The organism is Candidatus Methylacidiphilales bacterium, assembly GCA_028713655.1.
Lineage (GTDB): Bacteria > Verrucomicrobiota > Verrucomicrobiia > Methylacidiphilales > JAAUTS01 > JAQTNW01.
Genome location: JAQTNW010000026.1, coordinates 24,954 through 45,393, shown reverse-complemented (window position 1 = coordinate 45,393; position 20,440 = coordinate 24,954). Strand labels below are relative to the sequence as shown.

Here is a 20,440-nt window from a genome sequence, read left to right as displayed (position 1 = left end):
CCGTTTGTCGGCAAACTCATTTTCTTCCGCGTTTACAGCGGCAAGCTCAGCAAGGGCGACACCATTTATAATCCGCGCACCAACAAGCGCGAGCGCGTCAGCCGCATCATCCAGATCCAGGCCGACAAGCGCGAGGACGTCGATTGCGTGTTTGCGGGCGACATTGCCGCGACCGTCGGCATGAAAGACATCCGCACCGGCGACACGCTGGTTGATGAAGATTTTACAATCGTGCTGGAACCGCCGTCCTTCCCGGATCCGGTTATCTCCATGGCCATCGAGCCCAAGACCAAGGGCGACCGCGAGAAGCTGGGCGAAGGCCTGCAGCGTCTTTCGGAAGAAGACCCGACCTTCCAGGTACAGTCGAACGAGGAAACCGGCCAGACCATCATCAAGGGGATGGGCGAGTTGCACCTCGAAATTATTTGCGACCGGTTGAAGCGCGAGTTCAACGTACAGACCAATGCCGGCGCGCCGCAGATCGCGTACCGCGAAACCATCACCAAGGTTGCCAAGGGCGAAGGCAAGCTGATCAAGCAGTCCGGCGGACGCGGCCAATACGGCCATGTGATTTTGGATGTGACTCCTGTCGAGCGCGGCAAGGGCGTTACGATTGAAAACAAGGTCGTCGGCGGCAACATTCCGAAGGAATACATCGGCGCGTGCCGCAAGGGCGTGGAAGAAGCGGTCGGCAACGGCGTTGTCAACGGCAGCCAGGTCATTGACCTTGAGATCCGGATTCTTGACGGTTCCTACCACGAAGTGGATTCCAACGAATTGGCGTTCAAGCTGGCGGCTTCCTTTGCTTTGAAGGACGCGCTGCAGAAAGCCGGATCGATCCTGCTGGAGCCGATCATGAAGGTGGAAGTCATCACGCCGGAAGAATATCAGGGCGACATTTTGGGCGACGTGAACCGCCGCCGCGGCAAAATCAATTCGATGGAAACCAAGAACGGCGCATGCGTCATGCAGGCTGACGTTCCGCTGGCCGAAATGTTCGGTTATGTGAACACATTGCGCTCGCTGTCGCGCGGACGCGCGGCCTACTCGATGGAGCCCTCGCATTTCGAGCAGGTGCCGGCGCAGATCCTGGCCCAGATTTTGGAGCAGAAGAAAGGTTAAATTTATGGCTGGAACGAGAATACGCATCCGTTTGAAAGGTTTTGACTACCGCTTGATCGACAAGGCGGCGTCGGAGATTGCCGAGACGGCGGTCCGCACCGGTTCCCGGGTCTCCGGGCCCGTGCCGTTGCCGGCGAAGATCGAGCGTTACACCGTGAACCGCTCGCCGCATGCCGACAAAAAGAGCATGGAACAATTTGAAATCCGGACCCACAAGAGGCTGATCGATATTGTGGACCCATCCGCCAAGACGGTGGATGAGTTGAAGAAGTTAAACCTGCCCGCGGGCGTGGACATCACGATCAAGATTTAAGTTTTTATTTTTGAGAAGGCGGCCTCCGGCTTTGAAAGCCAGGCAGCCCAAAGGAGTTAACCATGAGCATCGGAATAATTGGCAAGAAAGTCGGAATGACCCGGGTTTACGATGAAACCGGCACGGCCACGGCTGTGACGGTGATCGAGGCCGCTCCGAACATTGTAACCCAACTGCGCACCGAAGACAGCGACGGTTACAAAGCCGTGCAGTTGGCGTTTGACGATGTGAAGGAATCGCGCTCGAGCAAGCCGCTCCAGGGCCATTTCAAGAAGGCAAACACGACCCCGAAACGGATCGTGCGCGAGTTTGAGATGGACGGCCAGGAGATGACGCTGGGCGGACAGGTGACCGTCGCCAAGTTCCAGGTCGGCCAGATGGTTGATGTGATCGGCGTTTCCAAGGGCAAAGGTTTTCAGGGCGTTGTCAGGCGCTTCCATTTCGCCGGACAGGGCGAGACGCACGGCTCGATGATGCACCGCCGTCCGGGCGCCATCGGTTGCCGCAACAAGCCGGGCCGCGTTTTCAAGAACCAGAAACTTCCCGGCCACATGGGCGCCAAACGGATCACGGTACAGAATTTGAAAGTGGTGCAGATTCGCGAGAACGACCACCTGCTCGTCATCAAGGGGGCGATCCCCGGCGCGCGCGGCAGTTATGTGATCATACGCGACTCCGTCAAAGGCGCCAGAATTCCGGAGGCCAAGAAATAAATGAAAACCAAAGCTTTGGATTTAGCGGCCGCTGAAACGGCCCTCTCGGTAAAACTCATCGCCAACGGCAGGGGCACCCAGGCGTTGCATGACACGGTGGTGGCCTATCAGGCGAACCGCCGCCTCGGCACGCACTCGACCCTCACCAAGGCGACGGTGACCGGTTCCGGCAAAAAGCCCTGGCGCCAAAAAGGCACGGGCAATGCGCGCGCCGGTTATGCTTCCTCGCCCGTCTGGCGTGGCGGCGGCGTGGTTTTCGGACCGGCCCCCCGTGATTACTCCAAGACGACGAGCAAAAAAGTGAAGCGTCTCGCCCTGACCAAGGCGTTGAGCGAAGCCGCCAAATCCGGCCGTTTGTTTTCGGTCCCGGCATTCAGTTTGACCTCGCCCAAGACGAAAGAGCTGGCCCGGTGGATCAAGGACAGCAAGTTGTCCGAATCGCTGTTGATCATCACCAAGCAGGTGGATGCCACGGCCATGCTGGCGTCCCGCAACATTCCGAAGGTGGAGGTGATCAATGCGGTCGATGTGAATGCGGAGCAGATTTTGCGTTACAAACAGGTGGTGCTGGCCGAGGACGCCTACTCCATTCTGACAAACCGTTTGAAATAACAGGCCATGAAAAATCCATACGACATTATCAAGACGGCGCGGATCACGGAAAAAGCCGGGAAGCTGACCGAAAAACACAACCAGTATGTGTTTGTGGTGGACACCAAGGCCACGAAGCAGGACATCCGCTTCGCCGTGCAGGAAATTTTCAAGAAAAAGGTCCAGGGCGTAAACACCATGCGGATCACTGGAAAAAAGAAACGCGAACGCACGGCAGCCTTCGGACGCAAGCCGAGCTGGAAAAAGGCGATTGTGACACTGCGCGAAGGCGAGAAAATCGATCTGATCTGAGGACACGCATATGGCATTAAAAACTTTCAGACCCCTGACCCCGAGCCTGCGCTTCACCGCGACGGCGGATTTCAGCGAAATCACGAAGGGCAAACCCGAGAAGTCGCTCATCGAAAGCCTGAAGCGCACGGGCGGACGCAACCATTACGGGCGCCTGACCTCGCGCCATCGTGGCGGCGGGCACAAGAAATTTTACCGCTTGATTGATTGGAAGCGCAAACGCCAGGAAGCGGCGGAAGTCCTCGCGGTGGAATACGATCCCAACCGTTCGGCGCGCATCGCCCTCATTCAGTATCCGGATGGCGTGAAGTCATACATTGTCGCCCCTGCGGGCCTCAAGGTTGGCTCCAAAGTGCAGTCCGGCCCCACGGCGCCCCCGGAAGTCGGAAATTCGATGCCGTTGAAAAATATTCCGATTGGCTCCTCGATCCACAATGTGGAGATCATTCCCGGCAGGGGCGCCCAGTTGGTGCGCTCGGCTGGATCAGCCGCGATTCTCATGGGTTTGAGCGGGGAGTACGCGCAGGTGAAATTGGCTTCCGGCGAAGTCCGGTTGGTTCATGGAACCTGCTATGCCACCATCGGCCAGGTCAGCAATGTGCAGCACGAAAATGTCAGCCTCGGCAAGGCCGGACGCGCCCGCTGGTTGGGACGCCGCCCGCATGTGCGCGGCATGGCGATGAACCCGATTGACCACCCGAACGGCGGCGGCCAGGGCAAGAGCAAGGGCGGCGGCGGACGTCAGCATTTGCGGTCGCCTTGGGGCCAGTTGGCCAAGGGGTACAAGACCCGCCAGAAGCACAAGCCGACGGATAAATTCATTTTGGAACGTAAAAAGAAATAACGGAAACGAGTTATGGCACGCAGCTTAAAAAAAGGACCGTTCGTGGACGGCCATCTGATGGAAAAAGTGGAGAAGCAAAATTCTTCAGGTTCCAAAAAAGCGATCAAGACCTGGTCGCGGCGGTCGATGATCACGCCCGATTTCGTGGGGCACACGTTCCTGGTGCATAACGGAAAGATTTTCAACTCCGTCTTCGTGACGGAAAACATGGTGGGCCATCGTTTGGGTGAGTTCTCGCTGACGCGCATCTTCAAGAAGCACGGCGGACACACTGAAAAGGTGACCAAATAAGCCATGAGAATTTGGCCTGCAGTATTGGCGGGCATGATGTTGTGTGCCGGCCTTGCGTCGGCAGCCGGGGAGAAAAACCCGGATGGTTCTTTAAAAGTTAAGACCGAGGATCCTGTCAAAAGGATCAAGGAGCTGGAAGACAGCCTGGCACTTGCGCTGACGGAAGCGGATTACTTCCATCAGCAGTGGGTGGAGCTGAAGCTCAAGAATGAAGCGCTGGGAATCGACGCCCTGACGGACGATGAAAAAGCGCTTCAAGAGAAGCTCGTGCGCCTGGTCGGCGAGCTTTACCAGAGCGAGAAGCGCCGCCTGCAGGCGGAAAAGACGCTGCAGGGGTTGATCGATGCCGGACGGGCGCTGCATGAAGCAGGGATGCTCGAACAGGCCCAGCGGCGGGCGGAATATGAGGTGGCGGTACGACGCGCCCGGCAGGTGCTGGAAGGAAATGCGTCGGACCTGATCCGCATATCCCCGGATTACAATTCCGGGACGGTGACCTCGGCGAACGAAGAGTTGGGAGTGGTGGTGGTGAATTTTGGCCGGACACAAAAGGCCGAGGTTGGAATGCCCTACCGGATTCTTCGGGGAGAAAGAGTGATTGGAAGATGCCGCTTGATCGAGGTGCACGCGTATTTGAGCGCGGCGCGCATCGAAGGCATGATTGAAAAAGAAAAGGCGCAGCCGGGCGACCGGGTGCTCCTGGAAACAACAAAGTGATTGTATGGAAGTAAAGGCGATTACGAAGTATGCACGCATCTCCGCGTTTAAGGCGCGGGAGGTGACGCGCCACATTCAAGGCAAGCCCGCGCTCAGCGCGCTGGAGATGCTGGAGTTTTATCCGCAGAAGGCGGCGCGTTTCATAGGCAAGACCCTCAGGTCGGCGATTGCGAATGCCGAAAACAACAACTCCCTGGACCCCAAAAATCTGGTGGTGAAGGAAGCGGTTGTGGGCGAGGGGCCGAGCATCAAGCGGATGCGCCCGCGCGCGCGCGGCAGCGCAGGCCCGATCGTGAAGCGCACCAGCCACGTGAGAATTATTTTGGCAGAGCGGGCTGAAGAAACCGTTGAAGTGAAAGAGAAAAAAGAGCCTCGCGCCCGGAAAACAACCGGACGCAAAAAGGCAGATAAACCCGCCAAGGAATAAGTATGGGACAGAAAGTTCATCCGTTTGGATTTAGAGTGGCAGTCAAGCGCAACTGGCGTTCCGTCTGGTATGCCAGCAAGAAGGATTTCCCGATTTACATCTATGAGGACCGGAAGATCCGCGACTTCCTGAAGAAGCGCCTCGTCGGCGCCGCGATTTCGAAGGTGATCATCGAGCGCGCCTCCAACCGCGTGCGCGTGAACATCCACACAGCCCGCCCGGGCGTGGTGATCGGCCGCAAAGCCAGCGAATTGGACAAGTTGAAGGAAGAAATCCGCGATCTGGTGCCGGAACGCGAAGTGCTCGTCGATGTGAAGGAAATCAAGAATCCCGAGATCGACGCCCAGCTCGTTGCGGAAAACATCGCCCTGCAATTGGAGCGCCGGATTTCGTTCCGCCGCGCGATGAAAAAGGCGATCCAGACGGCCATGGATTTCGGAGCGCTCGGGATCAAGATCCGTTGTTCGGGCCGGTTGCAGGGCGCGGAAATCGCCCGGTCCGAGCCCTATCATGAAGGCAAGGTTCCGCTGCACACGCTGCGCGCGAACATCGAATACGGTTTTTTTGAGGCCCAGACGGTTGCGGGCAAAATTGGCGTGAAAGTTTGGATTTGTTTGAAGGAGGAGGCGGCTTTGGCCGCTTGATCGAGCTATGGCTTTGATACCAAAACGAGTTAAGTACAGAAAAACGCAACGGCGCAGCCGCAAGGGCTCGGCGACGAGGGGCAACACCCTGGCCTTCGGCACCTTCGGCCTGCAGACGCTGACCCGCGCCTGGTTGACCAACACCCAGATTGAAGCGGCCCGCGTGGCGCTGACCCGCAACATGAAGCGCAAAGGGAAATTGTTTATCCGTGTGTTCCCTGACAAGCCGATTACGGCGCGTCCCCCGGAAACCCGAATGGGCAAAGGCAAAGGCCAGCCGGAATATTGGGCGGCGGTCATCCGCCCCGGCAACGTCCTGTTTGAATTGGACGGCTTGACGGAAGGCGTGGCCCGTGAATCCCTGCGTCTGGCGGCCACCAAGCTGCCGATGCACACCCGGTTCATTTCCCGTAACCAAAAATTGAGCGTATGAAAATCTCCGAAGTAACCGCCTTGAGCGACATTGAACTCCGCAACCGCACGCAGGAGTTGAAACAGGAAAAGCTGAATCTCCGGATCCAGCAGCAGAGCGGCCGTTTGGAACGCCCGAGCCGGCTGACGGAAATCCGCAAGACCCTCGCGCGGATCGAAACGGTTTTGAGCAAACGCAGGCTGGAAAAACCCGCCGCGAAAAAGGCCTGAGACGGATTTGGAGGAATTTTATTATGAGCGAAACAGCCACCGTGAAAAAAGCCCGGAAAGAATGCCAGGGCGAAGTCATTTCGAACAAGATGCAGAAGACCATCGTGATCAAAGTGACCCGTCGTGTCATGCATCCCCGTTACAAGAAGATCGTCCGGGTTTCGAAGCGTTTTTATGCGCATGACGAAAAGGGCGAAGCCCAGATTGGCGACACGGTGCGGATCGCGGCAACCCGGCCCCTCAGCCGCTTGAAGCGCTGGGAACTGGTTCAAATCATCAAGAAGTAAAGCATATGATACAGATTCGAAGCTGGGTGGATGTGGCCGACAATACAGGCGCCCGAAGGGCGACCATGATCGGCGTGATTGGCAAGAGGACCTTGTATGCGCGCGTGGGTGACATCATCACCGCGAACGTGAAGGAAGCCGCTCCCGATGGCACGGTGAAGAAAAGCGAAGTGGTGCGCGCGGTTGTTGTGCGCACCAAGCAACCGGTGCGCCGCAGTGACGGTTCCTACCTGCGTTTCGACAGCAATGCGATTGTCATCATCGACAAGGATTTGAACCCGCGCGGGACCCGCATTTTCGGGCCGGTGGCCCGCGAACTGCGCGAACGGAATTTTATGAAGATCATTTCATTGGCGCCGGAGGTCTTATGAGCAAGACGAAGAAACGGATCAGCATCCCGGCCTCGTACCATGTGAAAAAGGACGATGAAGTCCTCGTGATCAGCGGTTCCCACAAGGGCAAGCAGGGCCGCGTGTTGCAGGTCCTGAAGGCGAAGGCGCGCGTGATCATTGAGGGAGTGAATTTAACCAAGAAGGCCATGCGGCCGAGCCAGGACCGCCCGAAGGGCGGGTTTGACGAAAAAGAAGGCACCATTCATGTGTCGAACGTCAAAGTGGTGAAAGCGGCCGTTCACAGCGGCGTGAAACCCAAGCAATAACGGAAAGTTATGACATCGGATTTAAAACAGGAATATACGGAGCAGGTTGTGCCGGCGCTGATGACCCAGCGCGGTTACAAAAACGCGCACCAGGTGCCGAAAGTCACCAAGGTGGTTGTGAATTGCAGTGTCGGCTCATCGACTGACGTGAAGGCTGCGATGGAAGACGCCGTGCATGACATTACGCTCATCACCGGCCAGAAACCCATCCGCACCAAGTCGAAAATCAGCATTTCAAACTTCAAACTCCGTGAGAACCAGGAAATCGGAGTCAAGGTGACGTTGCGCGGCAAGATGATGTATGAATTTCTCCTGCGCCTGACGCGCATGGCCCTGCCGAGAATCCGCGATTTTCGCGGGATTTCGACGCGTGCGTTTGACGGCCGCGGCGCCTACACGCTCGGGGTGAAGGACCACAGCATTTTCCCGGAAATCGAGCTTGATAAGATCAAGAGGAACATCGGCATGGATGTCACCATTGTCACCACGGCGCGCAACAAGGAAGAAACCAAGGCGCTTTTGATGCTGTTGGGGATGCCGTTTGCCGACCGTAAAAACGCTTAACAGTTGAATTAAAACAAGAGACAGCCTATGGCCAAGAAATCATGGATCGCCAAACAGAAGAGGAAACCCAAGTTTTCCACTCGTAAATACAACCGCTGCAGCCTGAGCGGCCGCCGGCGCGCGTTTATGCGCAAGTTTGGCGTCAGCCGCATTCAGTTCCGTGAAATGGCGCTGCGCGGGGAAATCCCGGGCGTGGTCAAGGCGAGCTGGTAATTGGAGATATAAAGATTATGCAGACAGATCCCCTGGCAGATTTTCTCACCCACATTCGCAACGCCAACCAGGCGTCAAAGCCCGAATTGATCGCGCCGTACTCGCGTTTGAAGAGCGACGTGGCCAACATTCTGGTCAAGGAAGGCTTTATTGGGGGCTGCGAGCTCGCCAAGGTGGACGGCAAGCAGAAGCTGAAGCTGACCCTCAAGGCCGGCATTCCGCGCAAGTCCATCCGCGGCATCAAGCGCGTGTCCAAACCCGGCCTGCGCCGCTATGTTGGCGCGACGGAAATTCCCAGGGTGCTGGGCGGGCTGGGCGTTGTCATCCTTTCGACATCGAAGGGCGTGATGAGCGGCCATGAAGCAAAGAAACAAAATGTGGGAGGCGAACTCCTGCTCTACATTTGGTAAAGATTATGTCACGAATCGGCAATAAACTGATTCCCATCCCGGACAAAGTAAAAGTCCTGGTTGACGGTCAAAACGTCAAAGTGGAAGGTCCCAAGGGCAAGCTGGAATTCCAGATGCATCCCCGCATCGGAGTTGCGCTCGAAAACAACAATCTTTTGTTGAAACGCAAGGGCGAAACCCGCCAGGAGAAGGCGCTTCACGGCCTGACCCGCAGCATATTGAACAACATGGTGCAAGGCTCGCTGGCCGGTTTCCAAAAACGGCTGGAAATCCACGGCGTGGGCTTCAAGGCGGCGGTTCAGGGCAAGATTTTAAACCTGAGCCTCGGCTTTTCGCATCCGATCCACTATCCGATCCCGGCGGACATTAAAATTACCGTCGAGGAAGCAACCCGTATTTTGGTCGAAGGACCGGACAAACAAAAAGTCGGCCAGGTGGCAGCGGACATCCGCGGCTATTATCCGCCCGAGCCTTACAAGGGCAAGGGCGTGCGGTACGTGGGCGAGACGATCCGCCGCAAGGAAGGCAAGACCGCCCAAAGCAAGTAATGCGGGAGTGAGAAACAGATGAAAGCTTCAAGAAAAACAACCAAACTGAACCGCACCCGTCTTCACGAGCGCATTCGCAAAAAAATTGCCGGAACCGCGGGGCGCCCGCGTCTGAGCGTTGCCTTCACAGGCCAGCATATTTACGCGCAGATCATCGATGACGAGACCAGCAAAACACTGGTGGGAGTTTCCACCACGGAAAAAAAACTGGTTGCCGAAAAAATCCTTCCGAACGCGAAGGGCGCCGCAAAAGTCGGCGAACTCCTGGCCAAACGGGCCAAGGACAAGAAAATTGAAAGCGTCGTCTTTGACCGGGGCGGCTTTAAATATCATGGCAAGGTCAAGGCTCTGGCTGACGCCGCACGCGAAGGGGGTTTGAATTTCTAACCTATGGCTGAAGAAAATACAGATTTGACGAAACAAACAGCGCAACCGGCCGTGACGCCGGTGGCGGAAGCAGCCAAGCCGGCGGAGGCTTCTGCGGCAGCGCCTGCAGCGCCGGCCACTTCATACCCGAGAGGCCCTGCAAGAGGCCCTGGTCGTGGCGGTCCCGGACGCGGGCCCGGCGGCGGTGGACGAGGCCCCGGTCGTGGCGGCCCAGGCCGCGGCCCCGGACGTGGAGGCCCTGCGCGCGGAAGAACCGGCGGTCCCGAGGAAAACAAGGTGGGCGGCTATCTTGAAAGTTCGACCGGCAAGGACGAACACCACGAGGAAGTCAGGGAACTGATCGAAAAAGTGGTTTATATCAACCGTTGCGCCAAGGTCGTCAAGGGCGGCCGCCGCTTCAGCTTCAGTGCTTTGGTGGTTGTCGGTGACGGAGCCGGAAAAGTCGGCATCGGATTTGGCAAGGCCAACGAGGTTTCCGATTGCATCCGGAAGGCGAACGAAGACGCCAAGAAGAACATGGAATTTGTCAGCCTGAACAAGACCACGATTCCGCACGAGGTCATCGGTGAATTCGGCGGCAGCCGGGTCTTGTTGAAGCCTGCATCCCCGGGAACGGGATTGATTGCGGGCGGCGGTGTCCGCGCCGTGGTGGAAGCCGCGGGAGTGCGCGATCTGCTGGCCAAATCCCTCGGGTCCGGCAATCCGTCCAACGTGGTGAAAGCCACGCTCGAAGGCATGCGCCAGCTCTCGACGTTTGAGGACATCCTCAAATCCCGGGGCAGAACGTTCAAGAAAAAGGAATAATGTTATGCGACTGCACGATTTGAAACCCCGTCCGGGTGCCAAGCACAGGACCAAGCGCCTCGGTTGCGGAGAAAGCTCCGGGCACGGTAAAACTTCAGGGCGCGGCCACAAGGGCCAGCGGGCCCGTTCGGGCGGCTCGGTCCGTCTCGGATTTGAGGGCGGCCAATGGCCGCTGTATCGGCGCCTTCCCAAGCGCGGGTTTAACAACGCCGCGTTTACCACCAATCTGGCGCCGGTGAACCTGGCTGCATTGAACGTCTTCAACGATGGTGAAACCGTGGATCTGGCGGCCTTGCGGAGCAAGGGGCTGGTCAACGGCAGATGGGACGGCGTGAAAATCCTGGGCACGGGCGATTTGACAAAGAAGATTGCCATTGTGGCTGAAAAAATCAGCGCGGGCGCGCTGGAAAAAGTCAGCAAGGCCGGGGCCACGTTCAAAGCCGTGGAGATCCGGATCAAACCCGCCGACGCCAAGGACAAAGCCAAGGCCAAGGCCTGACGTTTAATTAATCACCAGCCTATTCCGATCCCATGTTTTCCGCCTTTATCAACTGCTTCAAGATTCCCGAACTCCGGCAGCGCCTGATTTTCACCCTGGCCCTGCTCGTGATCGTGCGTCTGGGGGCGGCCATTCCCTGTCCCGGGATCAATCCCGCGGTTTTGAGTGAATACTTCAAGACCGTGATCAACCAGGGGCAGCAGGGCAATATTATAGGCATGGTCAATCTTTTCAGCGGCGGCGCGTTGGAAAACTGCGCCATCTTTTCGCTGACCATCATGCCGTATATCAGCGCCAGCATCATCATGCAACTGGCGGTCGGCGTGATTCCGCAGTTGGGCAAACTGGCCCGTGAAGAAGGAGGGCGCCAGAAAATCACCCAATACACCCGTTTTGGAACGTTGATCCTGTGCCTGCTTCAGGGGTACATGCTGGCGGCCAGTTTTGAAAATCCAGAAAAAATTCCGATGTTGAACGGCATTGGCGCCGTGATCGAACGGATGGGGCCGCTGGTTGCGGACCCCGGCCTGGCATTCCGGCTTACAACAATGATCACACTCACCGCCGGAACCATGTTGTTGATGTGGCTCGGGGAACAGATCACGGACAAGGGAATCGGCAACGGCATTTCGATGGTCATTACCATCGGCATTGTGGCCAAGCTGCCTGCGGCACTTGTTGCGGCGTGGAACATGATCAATCCCCCCGCCGGCAGCGGCAAGGATGCCCTCAGCCCGCTTGTGCTGGTCCTCTTGATAGGCTTTTTGTTTGTGGTGATCGCCGGCACGATCATGATCACGCAGGCCATGCGCAAGGTGCCGGTGCAATACGCGCGGCAGGTGCGCGGCAACAAGGTTTATGGCGGTCAAAGTTCCTTCCTTCCTCTCAAGGTCAATTACAGCGGCGTGATGCCGATCATTTTTGCCAACGCCATCCTGCTTTTTCCGGCCACCTTCATCAACCTGATGTTTCCGCATAACAACGCGGCCAACCGTTTTGGCCAGATGCTGAGCGATGGCTGGGTGCACTACACGCTCTACGCCTCGATGATTTTCTTTTTCTCCTATTTCTGGGTGGCGATGGTCTTCAACCCCACACAGATCGCGGATGACATGAAGAAGCACGGCGGGTTCATCCCGGGTGTGCGGCCGGGAACCCCGACCTCGGGCTTTCTGGATTTCTCCATGACCCGCCTGACCTTTGCGGGCGCGGTGTTTTTGACCGTCCTGGCTGTGCTTCCGATGGGCCTCAGCAAGTTGATGAAGGTGCCGTATATCACAGCCTCGTTTTTTGGCGGCACCAGCTTGTTGATCGTTGTGGGCGTCATGCTGGACACGATGCGGCAGACGGAGACCTATCTGTTGCAGCGGCATTATGACGGGTTCCTGAAGAAGGGCCGGATCCGCGGGCGTTCATTCGGTTCCGGAGGTGCGGGCGCGTCCGTCCCCGAGGAGAAAATTTTCTGGCTGCTGGTTGCGATCGGGGTGATTGTGATCGGCGGGATTGTCGCCAGTCTGCTTCGCGGTTAGCGGAAGATGATACCCATCAAAAAAGGCGGCGAAATCGAAGGCATGCGCCGGAGTTGCCGGACGGTCAGCGCCATTTTGGAGCGCCTGGCCGGCATGGTGGAACCCGGAGTCACGACCGGGGACCTGGACGCGGCGGCCGCGAAAATGATCCGGGAAGCGGGAGGCAAGAGCCCGTTTTACGGATATCGGGGTTTCCCGGGGCACATTTGCGTGTCGGTGAACGATGAGGTGGTGCATGGAATCGGCGGGACACGAAAGCTGATTTACGGCGACATCATCAAACTGGATGTCGGTATTTTGTTGGACGGCTGGGTCGGAGATACGGCGGTGACGGTGCCTGTGGGCGCTGTGACACCCGAAGTGGAAGCCTTGCTGGCCCGGACCGAAATGGCCTTGAGCGAAGGCATACGCCAGGCGAAGGCGGGCGGCCGGTTGGGTGACATCAGCGCCGCCATACAGAAATGTGTGGAGGATGCGGGTTACTCGATCGTGCGGGATTTTGTCGGGCACGGTGTGGGCCGGACCCTGCATGAAGAGCCGCAGATCCCGAATTTCGGGCGGCCGGGATCGGGGCCTGCGTTGAAAGCGGGAATGACACTGGCGATCGAGCCCATGGTGAACATGGGCGGGGCGCAGATCCGGATTTTGCGGGACGGATGGACGGTGGTGACGGTGGATGGAAAGCCTTCCTCGCACTTTGAGCACACGGTGCTGGTGACGGAAGGGGAACCGGAGATATTGACATGCCGGAACGTGACAGCCTCACGCTGAGGGGGACGGTGGTCAATGTGATTTCGACGACCCGGTTCCGGGTGGAGCTGGAAAATGGCCGTCAGGTGATGGCGACGTTGTCGGGGCAGGTGCGTTTGAGTGTTATAAGAGTCTTGCCAGGCAGCAAAGTTTTGGTAGAATTTTCGCCTTACGATTTGTCTCAAGGGCGAATTATTGAAGAGAAAGAACAGAAAAAAATATGAAAGTCAGAGCTTCAGTGAAGCGCAGAACGTCAGATTGCCAGATCATCCGGCGTAAGGGGAAGATCTACGTCATTAACAAGAAAAACCCGCGGCTGAAGCAGCGTCAGGGATAAAAAATATGCCACGTATTCTTGGAGTCGATATTCCCGGTGAAAAGCGCGTTGAAGCGTCGCTTCGTTACATCTACGGCCTCGGGCCCACACGGATCAAAGGTATTTTGGAGGAATCCGAAGTGGATCCGAACCTGCGCGCCCATGAGTTGACCGGCCAGCAGATCAACCGGATCATTCAGGCCATACAAGCGCGCGGCTTCATGATCGAAGGCGATTTGCGCCGCGAGCTGCAGCAGAATTTAAAACGGTTGCAGGCCATCAATTGCTACCGCGGAATCCGCCACAAAAAAGGGCTTCCGGTCCGCGGCCAGCGCACTTCCACCAACGCGCGCACCCGCAAGGGGCCCCGCAAGACGGTGGGCGTGGTTCGCAACAAAGACGCCAAAGCCGGCAAAGTTTAACCGATAACTGATCACCTATATGGCAGAAGAACAAAAAGCCAAGACTGAAAAAGCCCCGAAGGGAACCAAAGGCGCGCCGAAGGAAAAGACGCCTGAAGTTTCAACGGAGAACCTGAGCCTTTCACTGGATCCAAATTCGGATCCCAAGCCGAAGATTGTCAAGGCCAAGGGCAGCAAGAATGTCATCCAGGGCATCGCCCATGTGCTGGCAAGCTTCAATAACACGATTGTTTCCATCACTGACGCCAACGGGAACGTGCTCGGCTGGTCCAGCGCCGGCAAGTGCGGGTTCCGCGGCTCGAAGAAATCGACGGCGTATGTCGCCCAGGTGATCGCGCAGGACGCGTCCCGCCAGGCGATGGCCCATGGCCTGAAACAAGTGGAAGTCCGCATCAAGGGGCCGGGGACCGGGCGCGAATCCGCAGTCCGGGCGCTTCAAGGAATGGGATTGGAAATCACCTCCATCCGCGACGTGACGCCGGTGCCGCACAATGGCTGCCGTTTGCGCAAACCCCGCCGCGTCTAACTTTTAACAGGATATTATTTTATGGCACGATATACAGGTCCCAAAGCCAAGATTGCCCGCAGGTTTGGCATTGATATTTACGGAACTCCCAAGGCCCTTGAGCGCCGCAATTATCCCCCCGGAGTGCATGGCGCCAAAAGCCGCCGCAAACAATCCGAATACGGAGTGGCACTCGGCGAAAAGCAGAAATTGAAGCATATGTACGGTGTGCTGGAAGCGCAGTTCCGCCGCTACTATGAAACCGCCGCCCGCAAGCGCGGTGTGACGGGCGACACCCTGTTGCAGATGCTTGAAACCCGCCTGGACAATGTGGTGTATCGCCTGGGTTTGGCGAACACGCGCCGGCTGGCCCGCCAGTTTGTGACACATGGCCACATCCGCGTCAACGACATCAAGGTCAACATTCCCAGCTATCAATGCAAGCCGGGTGATGTGGTGGAAGTCCGGAACAATCCCAAATCCCGCCAGATTTCGACCAACAGCCTGGAAAAAACCCAAATTCGTCCCATCCCATCCTGGCTGGGCCTTGAAAAAGAAAACCACAAGGGAACGGTCAGCCGGGTTCCGACCCGTGAAGAGATCGGACCGATTGTGAATGAGCGTCTGGTCGTTGAGCTCTACTCGAGATAATTTTCCGGAATTTAAACAAAAAACTAAAACCGTTGGTCCCGGCGCCGCCTGTTGCGGCATTCGGGGAAACCCGGTTCGATTAAAGGAGTAACACAACATGGCTATCCGACTTGGCCGATTCGAGCTGCCAAACCGTCTGCAAAAGGACGATGCAACAGCAACTGAAACCTACGCGAAATTTGTCGCTGAACCCTTTGAAGCGGGTTACGGACATACCCTGGGCAATTCATTGCGCCGCGTACTGCTCAATTCCCTCGAAGGCGCTGCTGCCAGCACCGTGAAAATTGAAGGCGCATTGCATGAGTTCACCTCGCTGCCCGGCGTGGTGCAGGATGTGACGGAAATCATCCTCAACCTCAAGAAGGTACTGTTCAAGCTTCCCAACCGCGACACCCGCGTGCTCTTCCTGAGCGTCAACAAGGAAGGCGACGTTACCGCGGGCGACATCCAGTTGGAAACCGGCGTCGAAGTGGTCAACCCCGACCAGATCATCTGCACGCTCGACAAAAAACAAAAATTTGAGGCCGAACTGGAAATCAAAGTGGGAAGAGGTTATGCCAGCGGCGATGACAACAAACGTCCTGACATGGCGATCGGCGTTATCCCGATTGATTCCCTCTTCTCGCCCGTGCGCAAGGTCAAATATGCGGTGGAAGACACCCGTCTGGGCCAGAGGACCGACTACGACAAGTTGATCCTGGAAGTTTGGACCGATGGCCGTATTACACCGGACGAGGCATTGCTTCAGTCCTCGGCCATTCTGAGGCATCATCTGGATATCTTTGTCAATTTTGACAAGGAACCGATTGAATTTGAGGAACCCAAGCAACAGGGCGCCACGCAGGACAGCGCGCTCAAGAAGCTGCTCAACATGAGCGTGAACGAAATCGAACTTTCGGTCCGCGCGGCCAACTGCCTGAACAACGCGAACATCACCACGGTCGGCCAACTGGCTATGAAGACCGAGGCGGAAATGCTCAAGTATCGCAATTTTGGCAAGAAATCGCTGAACGAAATCAAGGACAAGCTCCAGCAACTGGGTTTGTCGCTCGGCATGAAGTTTGAGCCCGGCCTGGTGGAAATTCCGGCTGAAGTGAACGGAGAAAAGGTGTCATGAGACATCGCGCAAAATCTGTCAAAATCGGACGCAAGTCCCAGCATCGCGACATGATGCTGGCCAACATGGTCGGCAGCCTGATCCAGCATGGGCGGATCAAGACCACCCTGACGAAGGCGAAAGCGCTTCGCCCCGTGGCGGAAAAGCTGCTGACCCTTGGGAAGAAAGGCAGCCTGCATCACCGCCGGCTGGCCCTGTCCAAATTGTGCAACAACAACGACTGGGTGAAAAAATTGTTCGCCGAGATTGCTCCCCGGTTCAAGCAACGTACCGGCGGGTACACGCGCATCCTGAAGCTTGGACCGCGCAACAGCGACTCCGCCCCGATGGCATTTGTCGAATGGGTCGATGCCGAAGTCGCCGCCCCCGCGGAAGCGGTGACGGAAGAAAAGAAGCCTGCCAAGGCGAAGGCAAAGGGAAGCAAAGCCAAGGCTGAAAGGCCTGCCGAGGCTGAAGCAGCCAAGGACAAAGAATAATTTTCCAAACACGGAAACTTGAAAGGCGGAATCTAAAGATTCCGCCTTTTTTGTGTGCCAATCAGAACCGAGAAAACACTGGAAAATAGAACCAGTACTGGCTATGCTTGCGATGAAGTCAAACGCATGACAATAAGCTGTATAGATCCAGCACATGTCTTTCGATTGTTGTGTCACAGGGCCAACAGGTTGATCATTAAAATGAGCATGAAATATGCAGGTTAAGCAGAACGGGACAGCGCGTGGAAACAACTGGACTTCAAAGACCGAGCCTATTGGAGGCAGCGTCAATGCCGAGGTGTACAATTACGACGCTGTGAACCAAGTGGCGGTGGTGGATTACGGGACCGGACAAACCCAAAACTGCGCCTACGATGCGGGGGGCAACAGAATTCCGCGTCGCAAACCGTACGGACAGATGCTCGCCATTTTATTGTTCCTGGCTCAGGTATCAGGTGCATGGGCGACCGACACCCTGCCCACTTTTGTTTTTTCGACATTCCCGAACAGCGACCAAAAACTTTATCTTTTCACATCAAGCGACGGCAAAACATTTGCGCCAGTCGCGCCCGGGCCGGTTTATTCACCGATCAATGGCAATTTGCGGGATCCTTCGATCATTCGCTATGGCGGCCGGTATTACGTCTGCCACACCGCAGGCAACTTTGGACAGGTGAATTATTTCAGCATTGTGAGTTCTCCCGACCTCATAACTTGGACGAAACTGACCGATGTCAGCATGGCATCTATTCCGGGTGTGGTTTACACATGGGCACCGGAATGGTTTATTGATGATGACGGTTCTGTGCATATTTTCGCAAGCGTTTCCCCGACAATCACTTCTGAGAATGTGATTTATGAAATGCACCAGCAAACTGCCGGGGACTTTACAAAGTGGTCGGCCCCGGTACGTCTAACAGGCCCGGCTTTCCCTGAATTCGCTCCCGGAACTTTTCCGTCTGGCAACTACGACGCATATGTAGTGAAACGCGACTCGACATACTATATTTTTTACTTCAACCAGTGCAGCTCCTATGTGGAATGCGCTTCCAGTGCAAATCTGACAGGTCCCTACACTCCGTTTAAAACTCTTGATTGGGCGGGGATCGGCATTTATCAGGAGGGGCCGTGCATGGTGTCCCTTGGTGGTTCAAGATGGAGGCTTTATTACGCCGATGCCATCCATTCCTACCTCAAATACGTTGAATCAGGCGATGACTGGAACACCTGGAGTTCCCCTGTTGCTCTTAACCAGTCGCCGATAATTGCCAACCATGGAACAGTGATGCTGCTTCCCGGCCATTCAGACATCATCCCACGCTTGTCGGCTGACGGCCCTGATCTACATCTCACTTTCAAAACGGAATCTGGCAGGCAATATCAGATACAGAACAGCATGGACCTTGCTCAATGGTTTTTGGTTCCCGGAAAAATCACTGGCGACGGATCGGATTATGTTTTCACTGACGCCAATGCAACATTGACAGGCAGAAAATATTACCGGGTGAACCGCTTGCTGCAATCAAACGAACTTCCTTAACTCAACGCCCGCAGCACCACCAGGATGAGGATGAGAAGCAGGACGCAGGCGAAGATAAACCGGTTGCGCGCCATCCGGTTTTGAATTTTAAGGCGGTTCCGGTTGCGGCGGATTTCAGGCCTTTCCTCGAAAAGCGGCGATTCGGAGCTGAACACGGCGCCTTTGGGTTTCTTTTTTTCAACTTCATCCGCATCCGGTTCGGATTGGGAGGGGGGGCTTTGCATCGTTTCCTCGATGCGCGACATTTCTTCTTCGAGTTTGCGCTGCTCGCGCTCGAGCTTGTGCAATTCCTCAGCCAGGGGATCGGAGGGCCGTTTGAAGAACCACATGCCGCATCATGCCTTGTGGAAAATAACAAAGGCAAGGATCAAAAGCACCAGAAGCAACGGCAGGGTCAGCGCAAAGCCGCGTCGCACCAGTTCAAAGAAGGAAACCGATTCGGACTCGGCATATTCGCCGTCGCTTTCGCCGTCCGCTCCGCTTCCGTCGCCTTCGATGCCTTCAATGTCTTTTCCGCTGAGGGCGTCAATCCGCGCCCGGGCCTGGGTATAAACCGCGCGGGCGTGGTCGATTTGGGAAAGGCCCTTGGTCAGTTGATCGTCGATGGAGTCGGGCGTCCAACGGGAGGGATCGATTTCATCCAAGGTGGCCAGATGGTCGGCAAAGGCCTGGCGGGTCATCTGGATTTGTTCGATTTCCTTCCGGGCATCGTATTCGGCGTTTTCGAGGATGGCGATGGCGCGCGTCAACTTTTCGCGCATCGATTTCTGGCCGATGCTCAGCTCGACCCGCTTTTTGTTCAGCTCTTCGAGTTCGCGTTTCCGGCGTTCGATTTCCTCCTGCTGGCGTTTGAGTTCGAGCAGTTTTTCCTGCTGCTCCTGAAGCTCCTGGGAAAGGTCTTCAAGGGATCGGTTTGCAACCCGCGAGAGCAGGTCGTGGTCATCGGATTTGGAAAATGGATCCATGGTGGATTTGGATGAGGGGCTCAGGGAATGACAAGCGTGGTGCCGAGCTTGAGATTTTTGACATCAGACGTGGCCTGGGGATTGGCCTGTTTGATTTTTGCAATGCCGGCGGGGATGTCATCCGGATAATATTGTTTGGCAATTTTCCAGAGGTTGTCCCCCTTTTGGATGACATGGGTTTTGGACCCGGCGGCGGCGCCGGTTGTATCAGTTGCAGTTGTCGTTGCGGGTTTTGCCGCATTTGCGTTTGAGGAGGGCGGGACCGAAACCACGCTGGGAAATGCACCGTTATCGTTTTGCGGGGTTGCGGCGGCGGGCTTGGCTGGCTTGGCAGGCGGAGGGGAGGTCAGGGCCTGGGCCTTTGCAGCAGATTCATCGGATTTGACGGCGTTCTGGCCTTGCGCCTGGGCGAGGGCTTGTTTCAATTCGACGTTTTCCTTGTTGATGCGGGCCACTTCCTCCGAATTGTGCGCGGTGGAATTCGGCAGCGTGAGGGCAAAGTCGATTTTGGCCTTTTCAATCAGGGCCTGGATTTGTTCGCGATCGGCCGCATCGGGACGGATGCTGAGATATTTTTGATAGTGATAAATGGCGCTTACCGGGTCGCCAAGTTTTTCGCCGTACAATTGGCCGATCTGGACGTGGGCTTTGGCCACCTGCGGATTTTCTGCCAGGGCCTTTTCGTATTGGCCGATGGCGGCGTAAAAATTATCTTCCGAAACATATTTGGCGGCGCTGCGGAAGTAGGGATTGCGCTCGTCTTCGGCGTCCAAACCTTGCTGGGGCCGTTCGCAGGCGGCGATCAGGAGGGGAATACAGAGTGAGAATAGGAGTAAGTGGCGTCTCATAAGGTGGAAGCATAGATTCAGATAAGCACGGAGGCAAGACATCTTGAACATTCCTGTGAATAGCACTTTTTGTTTGATCTTTCAGAGGGGGCGGGCACACTTTCCCCTCCTATATGGGGTCATAGCTCAGTTGGTAGAGCACCACAATGGCATTGTGGGGGTCTGGGGTTCGAATCCCCATGGCTCCACAGGATTTTGAACCACCCGGTTCAAAAACAAGCAGGTATCTTTTCCTGTATCAGCATCCGCGCTCGTTTTATTTGATTTTGCAAGCTCGCAGGCTGTTTTTATCGATCAACGTGTTGAGCGCCGGAGTCGGCCAGGGCTTTTGTTCG

Annotated in this window: 33 protein-coding genes, 1 tRNA gene and 2 pseudogenes; 33 read left to right on the top strand and 3 right to left on the bottom strand. The window is 56.3% G+C overall.

What is annotated here, in order from left to right:
* The 32 genes and pseudogenes from PHD76_09795 to PHD76_09640 all read left to right on the top strand — a co-directional run.
* On the top strand, nt 1-1,122 hold a 1,122-nt coding region (locus PHD76_09795), incomplete at its 5' end, for an EF-Tu/IF-2/RF-3 family GTPase (protein ID MDD5262124.1).
* 4 nt (nt 1,123-1,126) lie between these two features.
* The gene (rpsJ, locus tag PHD76_09790; protein ID MDD5262123.1) at nt 1,127-1,435 is read left to right on the top strand and encodes a 30S ribosomal protein S10; all 309 of its coding nucleotides are present in this window, start codon (nt 1,127-1,129) and stop codon (nt 1,433-1,435) included.
* A 62-nt stretch (nt 1,436-1,497) separates the two neighbouring features.
* Nucleotides 1,498-2,148 carry a 50S ribosomal protein L3 gene (rplC, locus tag PHD76_09785; GenBank protein ID MDD5262122.1) on the top strand — a complete coding sequence of 217 codons (651 nt, stop codon included), beginning with the start codon at nt 1,498-1,500 and terminating at the stop codon, nt 2,146-2,148.
* A complete protein-coding gene (rplD, locus tag PHD76_09780) occupies nt 2,149-2,760 on the top strand; it encodes a 50S ribosomal protein L4 (protein MDD5262121.1) in 612 nt (203 codons plus the stop codon).
* Between the two features lie 6 nt (nt 2,761-2,766).
* On the top strand, nt 2,767-3,051 hold the full coding sequence (rplW, locus tag PHD76_09775) for a 50S ribosomal protein L23 (GenBank protein MDD5262120.1): 285 nt from the start codon (nt 2,767-2,769) through the stop codon (nt 3,049-3,051).
* A 10-nt stretch (nt 3,052-3,061) separates the two neighbouring features.
* Entirely contained in the window at nt 3,062-3,895 is an 834-nt protein-coding gene (rplB, locus tag PHD76_09770) for a 50S ribosomal protein L2 (GenBank protein MDD5262119.1), read from the top strand.
* A gap of 12 nt (nt 3,896-3,907) precedes the next feature.
* A complete protein-coding gene (gene rpsS, locus PHD76_09765; GenBank protein ID MDD5262118.1) occupies nt 3,908-4,186 on the top strand; it encodes a 30S ribosomal protein S19 in 279 nt (92 codons plus the stop codon).
* Between the two features lie 3 nt (nt 4,187-4,189).
* A complete protein-coding gene (locus PHD76_09760; protein ID MDD5262117.1) occupies nt 4,190-4,903 on the top strand; it encodes a hypothetical protein in 714 nt (237 codons plus the stop codon).
* Nucleotides 4,904-4,907: 4 nt separating this feature from the next.
* Nucleotides 4,908-5,237: pseudogene (gene rplV, locus PHD76_09755) on the top strand (50S ribosomal protein L22).
* Between the two features lie 95 nt (nt 5,238-5,332).
* Nucleotides 5,333-5,974, top strand: a complete 642-nt coding sequence (gene rpsC / locus PHD76_09750) for a 30S ribosomal protein S3 (protein MDD5262116.1) — start codon at nt 5,333-5,335, stop codon at nt 5,972-5,974.
* A gap of 7 nt (nt 5,975-5,981) precedes the next feature.
* The gene (gene rplP, locus PHD76_09745; GenBank protein ID MDD5262115.1) at nt 5,982-6,407 is read left to right on the top strand and encodes a 50S ribosomal protein L16; all 426 of its coding nucleotides are present in this window, start codon (nt 5,982-5,984) and stop codon (nt 6,405-6,407) included.
* Nucleotides 6,404-6,616: a 50S ribosomal protein L29 gene (gene rpmC / locus PHD76_09740; GenBank protein MDD5262114.1), complete on the top strand. Its 213-nt coding sequence runs from the start codon at nt 6,404-6,406 to the stop codon at nt 6,614-6,616. The genes rplP and rpmC overlap by 4 nt, the downstream gene beginning before the upstream one ends.
* A gap of 23 nt (nt 6,617-6,639) precedes the next feature.
* Entirely contained in the window at nt 6,640-6,903 is a 264-nt protein-coding gene (rpsQ, locus tag PHD76_09735) for a 30S ribosomal protein S17 (protein MDD5262113.1), read from the top strand.
* A gap of 5 nt (nt 6,904-6,908) precedes the next feature.
* A complete protein-coding gene (gene rplN / locus PHD76_09730) occupies nt 6,909-7,274 on the top strand; it encodes a 50S ribosomal protein L14 (GenBank protein MDD5262112.1) in 366 nt (121 codons plus the stop codon).
* Nucleotides 7,271-7,561: a 50S ribosomal protein L24 gene (locus tag PHD76_09725; GenBank protein ID MDD5262111.1), complete on the top strand. Its 291-nt coding sequence runs from the start codon at nt 7,271-7,273 to the stop codon at nt 7,559-7,561. The genes rplN and PHD76_09725 overlap by 4 nt, the downstream gene beginning before the upstream one ends.
* A gap of 9 nt (nt 7,562-7,570) precedes the next feature.
* Nucleotides 7,571-8,125, top strand: coding sequence for a 50S ribosomal protein L5 (rplE, locus tag PHD76_09720; GenBank protein MDD5262110.1), 555 nt, complete (start codon nt 7,571-7,573; stop codon nt 8,123-8,125).
* Nucleotides 8,126-8,152: 27 nt separating this feature from the next.
* The gene (locus PHD76_09715) at nt 8,153-8,338 is read left to right on the top strand and encodes a type Z 30S ribosomal protein S14 (GenBank protein ID MDD5262109.1); all 186 of its coding nucleotides are present in this window, start codon (nt 8,153-8,155) and stop codon (nt 8,336-8,338) included.
* 17 nt (nt 8,339-8,355) lie between these two features.
* The gene (gene rpsH, locus PHD76_09710; protein MDD5262108.1) at nt 8,356-8,748 is read left to right on the top strand and encodes a 30S ribosomal protein S8; all 393 of its coding nucleotides are present in this window, start codon (nt 8,356-8,358) and stop codon (nt 8,746-8,748) included.
* 5 nt (nt 8,749-8,753) lie between these two features.
* Nucleotides 8,754-9,296: a 50S ribosomal protein L6 gene (gene rplF, locus PHD76_09705; GenBank protein MDD5262107.1), complete on the top strand. Its 543-nt coding sequence runs from the start codon at nt 8,754-8,756 to the stop codon at nt 9,294-9,296.
* Nucleotides 9,297-9,314: 18 nt separating this feature from the next.
* Entirely contained in the window at nt 9,315-9,683 is a 369-nt protein-coding gene (gene rplR, locus PHD76_09700) for a 50S ribosomal protein L18 (protein MDD5262106.1), read from the top strand.
* Between the two features lie 276 nt (nt 9,684-9,959).
* Nucleotides 9,960-10,487: a 30S ribosomal protein S5 gene (gene rpsE / locus PHD76_09695; protein MDD5262105.1), complete on the top strand. Its 528-nt coding sequence runs from the start codon at nt 9,960-9,962 to the stop codon at nt 10,485-10,487.
* Between the two features lie 4 nt (nt 10,488-10,491).
* Complete coding sequence (gene rplO, locus PHD76_09690; protein ID MDD5262104.1) at nt 10,492-10,986, top strand: 50S ribosomal protein L15; 495 nt, start codon at nt 10,492-10,494, stop codon at nt 10,984-10,986.
* A 32-nt stretch (nt 10,987-11,018) separates the two neighbouring features.
* On the top strand, nt 11,019-12,515 hold the full coding sequence (secY, locus tag PHD76_09685; GenBank protein MDD5262103.1) for a preprotein translocase subunit SecY: 1,497 nt from the start codon (nt 11,019-11,021) through the stop codon (nt 12,513-12,515).
* A gap of 6 nt (nt 12,516-12,521) precedes the next feature.
* Nucleotides 12,522-13,286, top strand: a complete 765-nt coding sequence (map, locus tag PHD76_09680; protein MDD5262102.1) for a type I methionyl aminopeptidase — start codon at nt 12,522-12,524, stop codon at nt 13,284-13,286.
* The gene (infA, locus tag PHD76_09675; GenBank protein MDD5262101.1) at nt 13,259-13,489 is read left to right on the top strand and encodes a translation initiation factor IF-1; all 231 of its coding nucleotides are present in this window, start codon (nt 13,259-13,261) and stop codon (nt 13,487-13,489) included. The genes map and infA overlap by 28 nt, the downstream gene beginning before the upstream one ends.
* Nucleotides 13,486-13,602, top strand: coding sequence for a type B 50S ribosomal protein L36 (gene ykgO, locus PHD76_09670; protein MDD5262100.1), 117 nt, complete (start codon nt 13,486-13,488; stop codon nt 13,600-13,602). Before infA ends, ykgO begins: the two co-directional genes overlap by 4 nt.
* A 5-nt stretch (nt 13,603-13,607) precedes the next feature.
* Nucleotides 13,608-14,003, top strand: a complete 396-nt coding sequence (rpsM, locus tag PHD76_09665) for a 30S ribosomal protein S13 (protein MDD5262099.1) — start codon at nt 13,608-13,610, stop codon at nt 14,001-14,003.
* A gap of 154 nt (nt 14,004-14,157) precedes the next feature.
* Nucleotides 14,158-14,529, top strand: coding sequence for a 30S ribosomal protein S11 (gene rpsK, locus PHD76_09660; GenBank protein MDD5262098.1), 372 nt, complete (start codon nt 14,158-14,160; stop codon nt 14,527-14,529).
* 21 nt (nt 14,530-14,550) lie between these two features.
* Nucleotides 14,551-15,159, top strand: a complete 609-nt coding sequence (rpsD, locus tag PHD76_09655; GenBank protein ID MDD5262097.1) for a 30S ribosomal protein S4 — start codon at nt 14,551-14,553, stop codon at nt 15,157-15,159.
* A gap of 97 nt (nt 15,160-15,256) precedes the next feature.
* The gene (locus tag PHD76_09650; GenBank protein MDD5262096.1) at nt 15,257-16,276 is read left to right on the top strand and encodes a DNA-directed RNA polymerase subunit alpha; all 1,020 of its coding nucleotides are present in this window, start codon (nt 15,257-15,259) and stop codon (nt 16,274-16,276) included.
* Nucleotides 16,273-16,638: pseudogene (rplQ, locus tag PHD76_09645) on the top strand (50S ribosomal protein L17). The gene PHD76_09650 and the pseudogene rplQ overlap by 4 nt, the downstream one beginning before the upstream one ends.
* Before the next feature lie 328 nt (nt 16,639-16,966).
* Nucleotides 16,967-18,292 (top strand): family 43 glycosylhydrolase, encoded by a 1,326-nt coding sequence (locus PHD76_09640; protein ID MDD5262095.1) that lies wholly within the window; start codon nt 16,967-16,969, stop codon nt 18,290-18,292.
* Here the strand turns inward: PHD76_09640 and PHD76_09635 are convergent.
* From PHD76_09635 to PHD76_09625, 3 genes are read right to left on the bottom strand one after another with little or no spacing between them, the layout of a single operon-like run.
* Nucleotides 18,289-18,621 (bottom strand): hypothetical protein, encoded by a 333-nt coding sequence (locus PHD76_09635; GenBank protein MDD5262094.1) that lies wholly within the window; start codon nt 18,619-18,621, stop codon nt 18,289-18,291. The two genes, PHD76_09640 and PHD76_09635, sit on opposite strands and share 4 nt — an antisense overlap.
* Before the next feature lie 6 nt (nt 18,622-18,627).
* Nucleotides 18,628-19,257 carry a hypothetical protein gene (locus tag PHD76_09630; protein MDD5262093.1) on the bottom strand — a complete coding sequence of 210 codons (630 nt, stop codon included), beginning with the start codon at nt 19,255-19,257 and terminating at the stop codon, nt 18,628-18,630.
* A gap of 20 nt (nt 19,258-19,277) precedes the next feature.
* Nucleotides 19,278-20,105 (bottom strand): LysM peptidoglycan-binding domain-containing protein, encoded by an 828-nt coding sequence (locus PHD76_09625; GenBank protein MDD5262092.1) that lies wholly within the window; start codon nt 20,103-20,105, stop codon nt 19,278-19,280.
* Between the two features lie 115 nt (nt 20,106-20,220).
* Here PHD76_09625 and PHD76_09620 point away from each other — a divergent pair.
* Nucleotides 20,221-20,293, top strand: a tRNA-Ala gene (locus PHD76_09620).
* The last annotated feature ends 147 nt before the right edge of the window (nt 20,294-20,440 follow it).

Bases quoted from the DNA above. Each gene is read 5' to 3' on its own strand.
- rpsJ (MDD5262123.1), top strand. From the start codon at position 1,127: ATGGCTGGAACGAGAATACGCATCCGTTTGAAAGGTTTTGACTACCGC.
- rplC (MDD5262122.1), top strand. From the start codon at position 1,498: ATGAGCATCGGAATAATTGGCAAGAAAGTCGGAATGACCCGGGTTTAC.
- rplD (MDD5262121.1), top strand. From the start codon at position 2,149: ATGAAAACCAAAGCTTTGGATTTAGCGGCCGCTGAAACGGCCCTCTCG.
- rplW (MDD5262120.1), top strand. From the start codon at position 2,767: ATGAAAAATCCATACGACATTATCAAGACGGCGCGGATCACGGAAAAA.
- rplB (MDD5262119.1), top strand. From the start codon at position 3,062: ATGGCATTAAAAACTTTCAGACCCCTGACCCCGAGCCTGCGCTTCACC.
- rpsS (MDD5262118.1), top strand. From the start codon at position 3,908: ATGGCACGCAGCTTAAAAAAAGGACCGTTCGTGGACGGCCATCTGATG.
- PHD76_09760 (MDD5262117.1), top strand. From the start codon at position 4,190: ATGAGAATTTGGCCTGCAGTATTGGCGGGCATGATGTTGTGTGCCGGC.
- rpsC (MDD5262116.1), top strand. From the start codon at position 5,333: ATGGGACAGAAAGTTCATCCGTTTGGATTTAGAGTGGCAGTCAAGCGC.
- rplP (MDD5262115.1), top strand. From the start codon at position 5,982: ATGGCTTTGATACCAAAACGAGTTAAGTACAGAAAAACGCAACGGCGC.
- rpmC (MDD5262114.1), top strand. From the start codon at position 6,404: ATGAAAATCTCCGAAGTAACCGCCTTGAGCGACATTGAACTCCGCAAC.
- rpsQ (MDD5262113.1), top strand. From the start codon at position 6,640: ATGAGCGAAACAGCCACCGTGAAAAAAGCCCGGAAAGAATGCCAGGGC.
- rplN (MDD5262112.1), top strand. From the start codon at position 6,909: ATGATACAGATTCGAAGCTGGGTGGATGTGGCCGACAATACAGGCGCC.
- PHD76_09725 (MDD5262111.1), top strand. From the start codon at position 7,271: ATGAGCAAGACGAAGAAACGGATCAGCATCCCGGCCTCGTACCATGTG.
- rplE (MDD5262110.1), top strand. From the start codon at position 7,571: ATGACATCGGATTTAAAACAGGAATATACGGAGCAGGTTGTGCCGGCG.
- PHD76_09715 (MDD5262109.1), top strand. From the start codon at position 8,153: ATGGCCAAGAAATCATGGATCGCCAAACAGAAGAGGAAACCCAAGTTT.
- rpsH (MDD5262108.1), top strand. From the start codon at position 8,356: ATGCAGACAGATCCCCTGGCAGATTTTCTCACCCACATTCGCAACGCC.
- rplF (MDD5262107.1), top strand. From the start codon at position 8,754: ATGTCACGAATCGGCAATAAACTGATTCCCATCCCGGACAAAGTAAAA.
- rplR (MDD5262106.1), top strand. From the start codon at position 9,315: ATGAAAGCTTCAAGAAAAACAACCAAACTGAACCGCACCCGTCTTCAC.
- rplO (MDD5262104.1), top strand. From the start codon at position 10,492: ATGCGACTGCACGATTTGAAACCCCGTCCGGGTGCCAAGCACAGGACC.
- secY (MDD5262103.1), top strand. From the start codon at position 11,019: ATGTTTTCCGCCTTTATCAACTGCTTCAAGATTCCCGAACTCCGGCAG.
- map (MDD5262102.1), top strand. From the start codon at position 12,522: ATGATACCCATCAAAAAAGGCGGCGAAATCGAAGGCATGCGCCGGAGT.
- infA (MDD5262101.1), top strand. From the start codon at position 13,259: ATGCCGGAACGTGACAGCCTCACGCTGAGGGGGACGGTGGTCAATGTG.
- ykgO (MDD5262100.1), top strand. From the start codon at position 13,486: ATGAAAGTCAGAGCTTCAGTGAAGCGCAGAACGTCAGATTGCCAGATC.
- rpsM (MDD5262099.1), top strand. From the start codon at position 13,608: ATGCCACGTATTCTTGGAGTCGATATTCCCGGTGAAAAGCGCGTTGAA.
- rpsD (MDD5262097.1), top strand. From the start codon at position 14,551: ATGGCACGATATACAGGTCCCAAAGCCAAGATTGCCCGCAGGTTTGGC.
- PHD76_09650 (MDD5262096.1), top strand. From the start codon at position 15,257: ATGGCTATCCGACTTGGCCGATTCGAGCTGCCAAACCGTCTGCAAAAG.
- PHD76_09640 (MDD5262095.1), top strand. From the start codon at position 16,967: ATGCAGGTTAAGCAGAACGGGACAGCGCGTGGAAACAACTGGACTTCA.
- PHD76_09635 (MDD5262094.1), bottom strand. From the start codon at position 18,621: ATGTGGTTCTTCAAACGGCCCTCCGATCCCCTGGCTGAGGAATTGCAC.
- PHD76_09630 (MDD5262093.1), bottom strand. From the start codon at position 19,257: ATGGATCCATTTTCCAAATCCGATGACCACGACCTGCTCTCGCGGGTT.
- PHD76_09625 (MDD5262092.1), bottom strand. From the start codon at position 20,105: ATGAGACGCCACTTACTCCTATTCTCACTCTGTATTCCCCTCCTGATC.